Genomic DNA, 12,970 nt, shown 5'->3' on the forward strand with positions numbered 1-12,970 from the left:
CGGGTCGGGTCGGGTCGGGTCGGGTCGGGTCGGGTCGGGTCGGGTCGGGTCGGGTCGGGTCGGGTCGGGTCGGGTCGGATCGGGTCGGATCGGGTCGGATCGGGTTCCGGTCCGAGGGAGGGGGCAAGCCAGGCCGGCCCGGGACCGAACCGCGAGTCGCATGTGGCGATCGCGCGCGGTCGGACCGGACACTCCGCGCCGGCTCCGATCTGGCCCCTGTGGGAGCGGCGTAAGCCGCGATCGCGCCGCCCCATGAAGCAGCGCGCTCGCGGCTCAGCTCGCTCTACCCCAAAGCCGGCGCCGAATGCAGCGGCCAGGGCGGGTTGCTTCATATCTGGAACTCGATCGCGGCTTACGCCGCTCCCACACGGAGCCGGTCCCCTTGCGGGCGCGCTCTATGCGCTTACTCCGTCGGCCGATGGCCCACCCATTGCGGGCGCGGCACGATCCGCGAGGGCTTCATATATAAAAGAAGCGACGCCATCGCGGCTCACGCCGCCACATAAGGCATGCGCAAATCGGCGCTACGGCCCGCGCGACATGCGACGGTTGCGTCGCGAGCGATGCAGGCGTTGCGTTTGCATCGCCCAAAAAGAAAGAGCGCGTCCCGTGGAACGCGCTCTTTGGTGCGGAGACGGCCGTCCTCAGCATGGCGCGATCCTGCGCCCCTTCCCCCGAACCGACCTCGTGTCGTGTGCCCACATCCGTGTTGGCGTGGATGGATCTTGTGCACTCCCCGCGTCATTTTCTAGGTGTCCGGTCGCAAAATCTGCCGACTCCTGGTGGCACCGTAAAAGGGCGAATGCCGTCACCATTGACTTCCAACCACCTATCAGGCTCAACTTGCTACCGAAAGCGTACAAGGTCTCCTCTCTATTGGTCGCCTAGTGACTTTTGGTAGCAAATGGCTATTTTGTAGGCAAAAACCCTCGAAAAGGAGCTTCACACATGACGCCACAGCAAAGGATACGACTGGCGCGACGCCATGCCGGCATGTCGCAGGCGGCACTGGGTTCGGCGGTCGGCGTGCAACGCAGCGCGGTCGGCCACTGGGAAAGTGCGCAGGGCAAGTTTCCCAGCGTCGCGCATTTGCGCGAGGTCGCGCTGATCACCGGCGTGCAGTTCGAATGGCTGGCGACCGGGCGCGGCAAAATGAATTTGTCGGCCGATACCGAGATGGATTCGGTGGCCGCGGCCGAGGCCCTGCTGATCGAAGACCCGTTGGAACTGCGCCTGATCGTGGCCTTCCGCGACACTCCGACCAAGTCCAAGGCGCCGCTGGTGGAAATCGCCGAACAGCTGGCGGAACTGCGCACGGGGCGGCCACGCGCCAGCCTGACCAAGGGCACCCGCGTGGTGCTATGAATCCGGTCGCCTGCTGCGCTGCGGCAGGCGATGTCATAAAGGCCGACTAGACTGCGGCGACCACCTGGGGAAAGGGAGTCGCCCGATGCCGTTGTCCTTACGTCGTTCCCGTACGAGCTTGTCCTGCCTGCTGCTCGCCGCCGCGCTGCCCACCGCCGCACCGGCCGCCGTCTTCATCAACGAATTCCATTACGACGACGCCACCTCCAGCGGCGACGTCGGCGAGAAGATCGAGGTCGTCGCCACCGCCGGCGAAACCCTCAGCAACTACCGCATCTACCTCTACAACGGCGCCACGCCGTCGGCCGCCACCAGCTACGACAACGACCTGCTGCCCGCCGGCAGCACGGTCGCCTGCGGCGGCAGCGTGAGCATCGCGGTGCTCAGCTACCCGACCAACGGCATCCAGAACGGCAGCAACGACGGCTTCGCCCTGGTCGACGGCAGCGGCAATGTGGTCCAGTTCCTCAGCTACGAGGGCGCGATCACCGCCTCCAACGGCCCGGCCGCGGGCCTGACCAGCAGCAACCTGCCGGTATCGGAAAGCGGTTCGACCGCCGCCGGCACCTCGCTGCGCCTGTCCGGCAGCGGCAGCACCTACGCGAACTTCGCCTGGCAGGCGTCGGCCGCGCAGAGCTTCGGCGCCTGCAACGCCGGCCAGACCTTCTCGACGCCGAACCCGGCGCCGACCGTGACCTCGACCACGCCGGCCAACGGCAGCAACAGCTTCCCGGCCGCCGGCGACCTCGCGGTGAGCTTCAGCGAAGCGGTCACCCTGGGCAGCGGCGCCCTGACCCTGCAGTGCGCGCAGTCCGGCACGGTCGCGCTGACCTACCCGTCCAGCGGTACCAGCTTCACCGCTTCCACCGGCACCGCGCTGTTCGCTGGCGAGAGCTGCACCTACACCGTGGTCGCATCGCAGGTCACCGACAGCGGCGGCGCGCATCCGGCCCAGAACACCGTGGTCGGCTTCAGCGTGGCCAGCGGCGGTGGCGGCGGCGGTTACTACGCCCACGTCAACACCAGCAGCGCCGGCCAGTTGCGTTGCTCGCTGCACGAAACCATCAAGGGCCACACGGTCTACCCGTACAGCGGCGGCACCACCAACACCTGGAGCATCCTCGAGATCGCCGACGAGGATCCCAACAATTCCGGCCGCATCCTCGACGCCTACCGCAACCGCAGCTACCTCAAGGTCACCGATCGCGCCGGCAGCGGCAGCGGCCTGAAGTACAACCGCGAGCACACCTGGCCGAACTCGCTGGGCTTCGGCAGCGCCACCGGCAACCTCGGCCTGCCGCATGCGCCCTACACCGACACCCACATGCTGTACCTGACCGACGCGACCTGGAACGCCGACCGCGGCAACAAGCCGTACGCGGACTGCACCCTGGCCAGCGGCTGCGGCGAGCGCGTCACCGAAGCCAATGCCGGCTACGGCGGCGGCAGCGGCGTGTACCCGGGCAACTCCAACTGGGTCAAGACGCCGGACGGCAACGCGGGCTCGTTCCAGGTCTGGGGCCACATGAAGGGCAACATGGCCCGCGCGGTGATGTACATGGCGATCCGCTACGAAGGCGACAACCATCCGGTCACCGGCCAGAGCGAGCCGGACCTGGAGCTGACCGACGACCGCAGCAAGATCGTGATCACCTCGTCCTCGCCGGCCTACATGGGCCTGCTGAGCACGCTGCTGGCCTGGCACACGCAGGACCCGCCGGACGCCGCCGAGCAGGCCCGCAACGAAGTGATCTTCAGCTTCCAGGGCAACCGCAATCCCTTCATCGATCATCCGGAGTGGGCCAGCGCCTCGCTGTTCACCTCGACCAAGCCGGCGAGCTGCACGCTGATTCCGTAATCGGCGACACCGCCGCGGCTACGACGAACGCCCGCGCAATGCGGGCGTTCGTTTGTCGGGACCTCGCAGAGAGCCGCGCCGATCCGATAGGGCCGCCGATCCGATTCCGGCGACGACGCGCCATGGCGGCGCGCTTCCTAGGGCGATGCGCTTCCTGCGGCGGCGCGCTTCCTGTAGCGACGCGCTTCCTGTGGGAGCGGCGTAAGCCGCGATCGCGCCATTCCGGCTGCGACGCAGATCGGGGCCTGCACCGCTCACACGCGTGGCCCGGCTGGATAGCACGGCCCCGACCCCGTCCCAGCCTCGTCTCGTCCTTGCGCACACTCAACGCAGCGCCGGCTTTGGGGTAGGAGCGACGTGAGTCGCGACCACAACACTTCGGATACGGCGCGATCGCGGCTTACGCCGCTCCCACAGGGAAGGAACCATCGCGTCGTCGCATCGTGCGTAGTCCCTCGTCTTACACAGAAATCCAGGAAACAGCGCCACCGCACTGCCTACGGCAGCGTCGCATCCGCCGCCGGATCGGTCCGCACCCAGCGCGCCGGCAAACCCTTGGCCGCGCAGTTTCCGCAATCCCAAGCCTGGTCCGGGCCCGCGCTCGCGCTCGCACTCGCGCGAAACTCGAGCTTCGGCGCGCCCGGATCCGCACAGGCCTCTTCCGACAACGCCGACTGCGGCAGCAGCAGATCGAAGCCGTCGTCGCGCGGGCAGTAGTATTCGAGGAAATCGAAGTCCGGCCGCTTCTTGTCCACAATCATGTCGAGGTCGATGATCGCCGTATCCTCGTCGAGCAACAGCATCGGCGCGAACCCGCGCGACAAGCGGCCCGACGCCAGCGCCGCTCGCACCTGCCCGGCACTGCGGTAATCGACGGGCAGGTAGCGGCCGGCATACGGCATCGCCGGACTGGCATGCGGCGCCGGCTCCTCGCGCAGGCGGCGCGACAAGGTTTCGTGCAGACGCGCGCTGCGCTGCGGCCCGAGCCCGGACACCAGGGGCAGATCGCGCTCCTTACGGGTCGGACGCAGGCGTCCCCAGGTGTCCATGCCCTGCAGGTTGTCGTATTCGAACGGCACGACCACGCGCCCCTGCAGATCGAGCGCCCCGTACTTGTCGCCGCGCTTGGCGACGACCACCGCGAACTCTTCCCAGGGCAGGCCGAGTTTTCCCCAGCGGAAGTCGTACTCGACGCCCAGGTATTCGTAGTCGCCGGCGAACATCGGCTTGCCGGTGCGCAGGTCGATGATCGCGTAGCGATCGCGTTGCGGGCCGTCGCCGTCGTCGTCGCGCTCGCTCAGCATCAGGTACGGCATCGGCAGGCTGGCGTTCGGCGCAGTCTCGCTGTACGTCGGCTCCAGGCGCCAAACGCCCTGTCGATCGACCAGGCCGATCTTCTCGCCCTGCCGCACCAGGTACAGGCCGAATTCGGGATAGCGGTAGTAAATCTGCGCGTAGCGCGGCGGCAGGATTTCGCTGCCGTCCGCGGCGAGCACGCCGAAACGGCGCTCGCGGTCTTCGCCGTCGATGCCGACCGCATACTCGTCCGCCTTCGCCGCCGGAATGTCCGCGTTCACGCCCCAGGCGTTGCCGATCGCCTCGATCGAGTCGTAGCGCGCCGGCACGCGCCATTTGCCGTCGCGATCGACCAGGCCCCAGACGCAGTCGCCGCCCTCGTCTTTCGCGCGCGCGGCGCGGAACAGGCCACCGATGCGATACAGATAGTCGCAGTCGAAACTCGCGAGCGTGCGGCCGCGCTCGTCGGCCAGGATCCAGCGCTGCGACGCCGGAATGCCGATCGCCACCGTACCGTCGTCCTGGACCGCCGGCGCCGCCTCGGGGGCTTCGGCGATCACCCAGCGCGCCAGATCGGCGTGGAACATCGCGGAGGAGAAGCTGCGTCCGCCGAGTATCGGCCGGCCCGCGCCGTCGACGCCATGGCACACCGATCCCTCGCTGTCGCACACGGCGAAATAACCCGTGGCCTTGCTGGCGCCGTCGTTGATGGAGGAAACGGGACGTTCGCTCAGCGGCACCACATAGCGGCCCGCACGATCCATCAGGCCCTGCTGACCGGCATCGCCGACCAACACCGCGCCCGGCGCGTCGGCCACGCCGTCCAGAGTCGGCTTGACCAGCACCTGGCCGCGCGCGTCGGCCAGGCCCCAGCGCCGCGCCTGCTCGAACGAGAACAGGCCGGTGCCCGGCAGGTAACCGAAACCCTTGTAGATCGGCGCCATCAGTTCGCGGCCGCGGCCGTCGATCAGGCCGCCGTCGCCGCCCAGCACCGGGCTGCCGCCGACGCCGACGATCAAGGCATCCAGGGCCGGATCGACCGCTTCGAGATCGTCGTAGGGGCCGGCGATGCGCGCGCCGCGCGCGTCGTACAGCCAGTAGGCGCCATCGCGCCGGGCCAGGAAGCCGCCGTTGCCGAGCGCGGTGAGCAGGCCCGCCGGCGCCAGCACCGTCCCGCCCTCGGCATCGCGCAAACCGTCGCCGCGCCAGTTCACCAATTCGTTCTTGACCGTGTAGATCTGCAGCGGCGGCTCCTGCGCCGAAGCGGCGAAGGCCGCCGACGCCAGCGCGACGGCCAGCAGCATGGGACGGATAGGCATCACAGGACTCCGATGGGGCAGGCAGGCACGAAACCGTCGCGATGCGCCAGCCAACGCGCACGCGCGGCCAGCAACAAAGGCGCTCCGCCGACGGGCGGCAAGGCTTCCGGGTCGATCTCGAACAAGGCCGCGGGCGCCTGCGGCTTTCCGCCGTTGCAGCGCGCGGCCGCGGCGGTGCACAGCATCGCCGCAGGGCCCGGCCGCTGCGGCCCGAGCCAGGACGTCCAGGCGTCGCCCCACTGCGACTGCCGCGACAGCGAGTCCAGGGTGTCGAACACCGGCGTGGAGATGCGCTGCAGCAGGCGCTCGCTGCCGGGCGCGTAGTAGGCCTTGGTCACCGGCACGATCAGGCCGTTGCGGCAATCGATCTTGTAGTCGATGCGCACGTCGGCGTCCTCGGGCACGTCCGGCGGACGCCGCGGGTCGTAAGCCACCCGCTGCGAGGCCTCGACGATGCCGGCGCCGCGGTGGCGCAGGCCGGCCAGGTCCCAGGCTTCGGTTTCGTCGCTGGCCGTGGCCCAGCGTTCGCCCTTGAACGCCGCCGCGGGCTCGCCGGCGGGCGCCTGCGACGGCACCGAGTAGCGCGCCAGCTCGGCGTCGTACTGCGCGCGCAGGCGCGCGAACAGGCCGTCGCCATCGGGCGGCGGCGCATCGCCGATCGCGCGGTAATCGTAGCCGTAGCGGCCTTCGTCCTCGATCATCATCGGCCGCGCGTCGTTGCCGATCGCGGGATTCCGGGCGGCCGCGCAGGCGATCCAGATTTCGCTGTTGCCGGGCCAGCGGTGCGAGCGCACGTCCTGCTGGGTCAGCGCGATCTGCTGCAACTGGTCGTCGCGGCTGGTGTCGCGGCGCGCGACCGGGTGGTGGTCGCGATCGAGCAGGGACAGCGCCGTGTCGACGTACAGCCCGGTCTCGCAATCGATCAGACGTTCGAGGTATTCGTACCAGCCGCGCTCGCTCTGCTCGACGCTCCAGCCGGCCCCGGAGGTGCGTGGGTAACGGCTGGCCGATTCCAGCAATCCGTCAGGGCGCTGCTTCAGCACGGCCAGATGGATCGCATGCGCCTGGCTTTCCTCGTCGCCCATGAAGGGCAACCACTGCGGCCGCTCCGCCGCGGATGCGGCACCGGCGAACAGACAAAGCGAAAGCCACCATCGTCCCTGAAGCAATGCCATGCGGAATCCTGTGCTGCGGCGAACATCCGGGCGCAAGGATAACGCGGCGACCGGTCGCTCTCGTGTGCAGCTTTGGGGTAGGAGCGACGTGAGTCGCGACCGCGCCGCTTCGGAGACGACGCAATCGCGGCTTACGCCGCTCCTACAGGGGAGGGTTCGTTGGCTGAGCTGAACATCGACTCCATTGCATTACCGGTTCTTTGTAGGGGCGATGCGAGTCGCGGCCGCGATACTTCGGCTGCGGCGCGATCGCGGCTCACGCCGCTCCTACAGGGGAGGGTCCGCCGCGCGGTTGCGGGGCGCGCGGGCCTTTGGCGTTTAACCGTCTTCTGGCGTTTAACCGTCTTCGGCCCAATCGTCGCTCAATCGAACACGATCACCGGTTTGCCCAACGCGCGCTGCTGGGCGACCGAGGCGATCGCCGCCGCCGCGTCGTCGAAGCCGAACAGCTCGCCGACCACCGGTTCGATGCGGTGGCGTTCCAGCGCGGCCAGGAATTCGGCGAAGTCGCGTGCGCTGCCGACGCTGACGCCGTGGATGTTGAGCTGGCGCGACATGATCGGGCCGATCAGGTTGCCGGCGACCTCGAAGCCGCCGAGGAAACCGACGATCGCGATATGCGCGTTGTCCGCCGCCGCACCGAGCAGTTCGATCAGCGCCGGTCCGCCGACCACGTCGACGATGCCGTCGACGCCGCGGCCATCGCTGAGCTCGCGCACCGCCGCGGCCAGATCGGGACGCTGGCGATAGTCGATCACCGCGCTCGCACCCAGCGTGCGCAGGCGCCCGGCCTTGGCCGGGTCGCCGCTGGTCGCGATCACCTGCACGCCCTCGGCCACCGCCAGCTGCAAGGCCATCAGCGAAACGCTGCCGCTGCCCTGCACCAGCAGGCGCGCGCCGGGCGCCAGCCCGAGCTTGCGCAGCGCCGCCCATGCGGTCAGGCCCGACACCGGCAGGGTCGCGGCCTGGGCCGCGCTCAGGTAGGCCGGCGCCGGCAGCACCGCCGTGGCCGGCAGCAGGATCGAACGCGCCAGCCAGCCGTCGCGCGGGCCGCCGAGCTTGCTGGCGTGGTTGGCGGAACGGAAGCCGCCGTCCAGCCAGGCGGTGGTGTAGTGACCGAGCACGCGCTGACCGATGCTGAGGCCGCTCACGCCCTCGCCCAGGGCCTCGATCCGGCCGACCCCGTCGGACAGCGGCACGAACGGGCGCGGCAGGTCGGCCTGGTAGCGCCCGGTGGCCAGGGCGTAGTCGCGGTAGTTGATCGAGGCGGCTTCGGTGCGGATCCGCACCTCGCCGGGGCCGGGCATCGGCTCGGGCAGGCGCACGCGGCGCAGGCTGTCGAGGCTGTGGCCTTGCAGTTGGTAGGCGTCCATGGGGTGTCTCCTAGGCGGGAGACACAGGCTATTGTTGAATCGGCATTGGATATAGGATCAGCCGATCAAGTCTTTATTGAGAAAGGCGCAACAATGCTCGGCGGCCTGCACTCCGAACTGGAAGCCTTCGAAGCCATCCTCCAACAGGGCAGCTTCACCGCCGCCGCGCGCCAGCTGGGCGTGACCACCGGCGCGATCACCCGCCGCCTGCATGCGCTGGAGACCCGGCTCGGCGCCAAGCTGCTGAACCGTTCGACCCGCCGCCTCAGCCTGACCGAGTCCGGCCGCCACTACTACGCTGCGATCGCGCCGGCGCTGGAACAGATCGCCGCCGCGGCCGAGCGCGTGCACGACCTCGCCGGCGAGCCGCGCGGCGAGCTGCGGGTGTCGCTGCCGATGAACTTCGGCCGGCTCTACGTGATGCCGCAGTTGCCCGCGTTCCTGCAGCGCTGGCCCGGGATCGCCCTGGACGCGCAGTTCGACGACCGCTACGTCGACCTGATCGGCGAGGGCTACGACCTGGCGATCCGGATCGGCGCGCTCGACGATTCGCGCCTGGTCGCGCGCCGGCTCGCCGACACCCGCCGGATCCTGGTCGCGTCGCCGGATTACCTGCAGCGCCGCGGCGCACCGCGCGCACCCGCCGACCTGGTCGGCCACGACTGTCTGCACTACACCCTGTTTCGCGACGTCGCGACCTGGGAGTTCCACCGCGGCCGCGAAACCCTGCGGGTGCCGGTGCGCGGCCGCCTGCGTTCTAACTACGGCGTGCCCCTGGTCGACGCCGCGCTGGCCGGCGGCGGCATCCTGCAGACGGCGACCTTCGCCGTCGCCGAGGAACTCGCCGACGGCCGCCTGTGCGAGGTGCTGCCGGACTGGAGCCTGGTCCCGATCGGCATCTACGCGGTCTACCCGGGCCGCGAGTACCGGCCGCGCAAGGTCGAGGTCTTCATCGACTTCCTGGAGGAGGCGATCGGCCGGCCCGCGCATTGGCAACGCCTGCTCGCCCGCGCCCCAGGCGGTTGAGTACGGAACACTGCGTGGCCAGGTCCACGGTCGCCGCGCCCAGGGACGGGCATTACACTGCGCCCCTCATGGCCGAACCCTCACCCGTGCGCCTGGTCTTCAGCAGCTGCCCCGATGCGGTCAGCGCCGACGCGATCGCGCAGGCGCTGGTCGGCGAGCGCCTGGCCGCCTGCGTGAGCCGGCTGCCCGGGATGCGCTCGACCTACCGCTGGCAAGGCGCGGTCGAAAGTGCGGACGAGGTCCAGCTGCTGATCAAGACCAGCGCCGACCGCCTCGACGCCCTGATCGCGCGGCTGCGGGCCCTGCATCCCTATGAACTGCCGGAGGCTGTCGCGGTCGAAGCCTGCGGCGGCCTGCCCCAGTACCTGCACTGGGTGGCCGAACAGACCCGTGACGATGACTGAACTCCGAGTTTTCCGCCGGCGCGCGCGCGCCGGTTACGCCGCCGCCTTGCTTGCGCTCGGGCTGTCGCTGTCCGGCCCCGCGCCGGCGATCGACGAGTCCGATCTGCTGCCGGTCGACCAGGCCTTCGTGCTCAGCGCCGACGCGGCCGCGCCCGACCGCATCGGCCTGCGCTGGAAGATCGCCGACGGCTACTACCTTTATAAGCACCGCATTTCGGTCAAGGCCGACCCGGCGTTCGCGGCGCAGGCCTTGCAGTTGCCCAAGGGCGACAAGCACAAGGACGAGTTCTTCGGCGAGGTCGAGACCTACCGCAGCGCCCTGAGCGCGACCCTGCCCGGCCGGGCCGGCGCCGGCCGCGTGAGTCTGCAGGTGAAATACCAGGGCTGCGCCGATGCCGGCATCTGCTACCCGCCGCAGACCCGCAACCTGGTCGTGAACCTGCCCGCGGCCGCCGCCGCGAGTTCGGACGAACCACTGGTCGCTTTCGGCAATGCCGCCAATCGCAGCGCTCCGCCGCTGAGCGGGGGCCTGCTCGGTGGCGCGCCCGCCGCCGCGGCCGGCGCCGACGCGCTGCCGCTGCCGCCGGAACAGGCCTTCGGCTTCGAAGCCATCCCCGGCGACGGCAACACCCTGCTGCTGCGCTTCACTCCGGCGCGCGGTTATTACCTGTACCGCGACAAGACCTCGTTCAAGCTCGACGCGGCCGCGACCAAGGCCGGCATCGCCCTGGGCGCGCCGCAATGGCCGCGCGGCAGCGCGCACCGCGACGAGCACTTCGGCCAGGTCACGGTGTTCTTCGACCAGATCGACGTGCCGCTGCCGCTGCGGCGCACGCGCGAAGACGCGGCCAAGCTGGTGCTGACCGCGAACTTCATGGGCTGCCAGACCGACGGCATCTGCTATCCGCCGATGACCCGCAAGATCGCGATCGATCTGCCGCGCGGCAAGCTGACGCCGGCGACCGACGCCGCCGCGTCCGCCGACGCGAACGCGGGCACCGATGCCGGCACGGCCCGACCGCAAACCGGCGATGCAGCCGCGCCGGACGTGGAGGCTGCGACCACGGCCAGCGCGAACCCCGTACCCGATGCGGACGCCCCGGCGACCGCCGCAACGGCCGCCGCCAATGCGAACGCCAACCAGAGCGCCAGTCAGAGCGCCGCCGCCTCCGGCGAAGCCGACGACAGCCGCCTCGCCGCCGCCCTGTCCGGCCCGAACCGCTATGTCGCGCTGCTGAGCTTCCTCGGCTTCGGCCTGCTGCTGTCGTTCACGCCCTGCGTGCTGCCGATGATCCCGATCCTGTCGGGCCTGATCGCCGGACACGGCCCCGGCATCGGCGCGCGCCGCGCGTTCGCCTTGTCGCTGGTGTACGTGCTGGCCAACGCGCTGGTGTTCACCGTGGCCGGCGTGATCGTGGCCAGCGTCGGCGCCAATCTGCAGATCCTGTTCCAGACCCCGTGGGTGATCGTCGCCTTCGCCCTGCTGTTCGTGCTGCTGTCGCTGTCCAGCTTCGGCCTGTACGAACTGCAGCTGCCGAACTCCCTGCGCAGCCTGCTGGGCACGATCAGCGACCGCCAGCGCGGCGGCTCCTGGGTCGGCGTGGCGGTGATGGGCGCCTTGTCGGCGCTGATCGTCGGCCCCTGCGTGGCGCCGCCGCTGGCCGCGGCGGTGCTCTACATCGGCCAGACCGGCGACAAGCTGTTCGGCGGCGCCGCCTTGTTCCTGCTGGCGATGGGCATGGGCGTGCCGCTGCTCGCCTTCGGCGTCGCCGCCGGCAAGGGCCTGCCGACCAGCGGACCGTGGATGGTCGCGGTGCAGCGCGCGTTCGGCTTCGTGTTCCTGGGCTTGGCGGTGTGGATGCTGTCGCGGATCCTGCCCGGCCCGGCGGTGTTGGCGTTGTGGGGCGTGCTGCTGTTCGGCGCCGCGGCCGCGATCGGCCTGGCCGCGAGCAAACCCGGCGCGCGCGACGGCGTGCGCACGCTGGCCTGGACCGCAGCCCTGCTGCTGGGCGTGACCGGCGTGGTCCAGGCGGTCGGCGCCTTGGCCGGCAGCCAGGACCCGCTGCAGCCGCTGGCCGGCCTGCGCGGCGGCCAGGCCGCGGCGCACGCCGAACTGCCGTTCCGCACCATCAAGTCGGTCGCCGACCTGGAGCGCGAAGTCGCCGCAGCCAAGGCCGCCGGCCAGCCGCTGATGCTGGACTTCTACGCCGACTGGTGCGTGTCCTGCAAAGAGATGGAGAAGTACACCTTCACCCAGCCCGAAGTGCAGGCCGCGCTCAAGGGCTTCGTCCTGCTCAAGGCCGACGTGACCGCCAACGACGACGTCGACGCGGCGCTGATGAAGCAGCTCGGCATCGTCGGCCCGCCGGCCACGCTGTACTACCGCGGCGGCGTCGAGCGTCGCGAGCTGCGTTTGTTCGGCTTCGAGGAAGCGCCCAAGTTCGTCGCGCGTGTGCAGCGGGCGCGCTGATGGGCGCGAACGCGAAGATCCTGCTGGTCGCAGGCATCGCCGGCGTGCTCGGCGCCGGGCTCGGCATCTGGCTCAACGGCCCCGGCCCGCTGCTGCGCACCGAAGCCGGCCAGCGCGTGCTGCAGGGCGTGATCGCCTCGACCGCGCCCAAGCCGCCGGCCGACCTGCCCGTGGCCTCGCGCGGCGCGCCGGTGCCGGTGATCGAACTGGCGGCCCTGAACGGTCCGCCGGTGCGCCTGCCCTCGGCCTATCCGGGCCGGCCGCTGCTGATCAACCTCTGGGCCAGCTGGTGCGGGCCCTGCATCAAGGAAATGCCGGAACTGGACCGCTACGCCGCCAGCCAGGGCGCCCACGGCACCCAGGTGGTCGGCATCGCCCTGGACGACGCCGACGCGGTGCGCGACTTCCTGCAGCAGGTGCCGGTGCGCTACCCGATCCTGCTCGACCAGGCCGGTCCGCGCGATGCCGGCGTGCAGTTGGGCAATCCCAAGGGCGTGCTGCCCTACACCGCCCTGGTCTCGGCCGAGGGTCGGCTGCTCAAGCAGAAGATCGGGCCGTTCGAGCCCGGCGAACTCGAAGCCTGGGTCGGCCAGCCGCACTGAGCGCCGCCAGGCCCGATGTCCGCTAACACGAACGTCCGCCAACATGATCATCCGCCAACACGCCGGCAAGCAGCGGCGTTTG

Annotated in this window: 9 protein-coding genes; 6 read left to right on the forward strand and 3 right to left on the reverse strand. The window is 70.2% G+C overall.

The window, feature by feature from the left end:
• The first annotated feature begins 948 nt into the window (after positions 1 to 948).
• Both ASE10_RS05630 and ASE10_RS05635 read left to right on the forward strand, forming a co-directional pair.
• The gene (locus ASE10_RS05630) at positions 949 to 1,365 is read left to right on the forward strand and encodes a helix-turn-helix domain-containing protein (protein ID WP_082559725.1); all 417 of its coding nucleotides are present in this window, start codon (positions 949 to 951) and stop codon (positions 1,363 to 1,365) included.
• An 85-nt stretch (positions 1,366 to 1,450) separates the two neighbouring features.
• Positions 1,451 to 3,223, forward strand: coding sequence for an endonuclease (locus ASE10_RS05635; RefSeq protein WP_056305912.1), 1,773 nt, complete (start codon positions 1,451 to 1,453; stop codon positions 3,221 to 3,223).
• A 497-nt stretch (positions 3,224 to 3,720) separates the two neighbouring features.
• On the opposite strand, the gene ASE10_RS05640 is transcribed toward ASE10_RS05635, so the two are convergent.
• The 3 genes from ASE10_RS05640 to ASE10_RS05650 form a co-directional block, all read right to left on the reverse strand.
• The gene (locus tag ASE10_RS05640) at positions 3,721 to 5,838 is read right to left on the reverse strand and encodes a WG repeat-containing protein (protein ID WP_082586055.1); all 2,118 of its coding nucleotides are present in this window, start codon (positions 5,836 to 5,838) and stop codon (positions 3,721 to 3,723) included.
• Positions 5,838 to 7,013 (reverse strand): hypothetical protein, encoded by a 1,176-nt coding sequence (locus tag ASE10_RS05645; protein WP_157481045.1) that lies wholly within the window; start codon positions 7,011 to 7,013, stop codon positions 5,838 to 5,840. The genes ASE10_RS05640 and ASE10_RS05645 overlap by 1 nt, the downstream gene beginning before the upstream one ends.
• A gap of 362 nt (positions 7,014 to 7,375) precedes the next feature.
• A complete protein-coding gene (locus tag ASE10_RS05650) occupies positions 7,376 to 8,386 on the reverse strand; it encodes an NAD(P)-dependent alcohol dehydrogenase (RefSeq protein WP_056305918.1) in 1,011 nt (336 codons plus the stop codon).
• Positions 8,387 to 8,479: 93 nt separating this feature from the next.
• On the opposite strand from ASE10_RS05650, the gene ASE10_RS05655 reads away from it, so the two are divergent.
• The 4 genes from ASE10_RS05655 (at position 8,480) to ASE10_RS05670 (ending at position 12,888) form a co-directional block, all read left to right on the forward strand.
• Positions 8,480 to 9,412, forward strand: coding sequence for a LysR family transcriptional regulator (locus ASE10_RS05655; RefSeq protein WP_055904195.1), 933 nt, complete (start codon positions 8,480 to 8,482; stop codon positions 9,410 to 9,412).
• A 68-nt stretch (positions 9,413 to 9,480) separates the two neighbouring features.
• The gene (gene cutA / locus ASE10_RS05660; RefSeq protein ID WP_055904198.1) at positions 9,481 to 9,816 is read left to right on the forward strand and encodes a divalent-cation tolerance protein CutA; all 336 of its coding nucleotides are present in this window, start codon (positions 9,481 to 9,483) and stop codon (positions 9,814 to 9,816) included.
• On the forward strand, positions 9,809 to 12,286 hold the full coding sequence (gene dsbD, locus ASE10_RS05665; protein WP_056306742.1) for a protein-disulfide reductase DsbD: 2,478 nt from the start codon (positions 9,809 to 9,811) through the stop codon (positions 12,284 to 12,286). The genes cutA and dsbD overlap by 8 nt, the downstream gene beginning before the upstream one ends.
• Positions 12,286 to 12,888: a TlpA disulfide reductase family protein gene (locus ASE10_RS05670; protein ID WP_082559728.1), complete on the forward strand. Its 603-nt coding sequence runs from the start codon at positions 12,286 to 12,288 to the stop codon at positions 12,886 to 12,888. The genes dsbD and ASE10_RS05670 overlap by 1 nt, the downstream gene beginning before the upstream one ends.
• Positions 12,889 to 12,970 lie beyond the last annotated feature (82 nt).

Source organism: Lysobacter sp. Root76 (assembly GCF_001428685.1).
Taxonomy (GTDB): domain Bacteria; phylum Pseudomonadota; class Gammaproteobacteria; order Xanthomonadales; family Xanthomonadaceae; genus Lysobacter.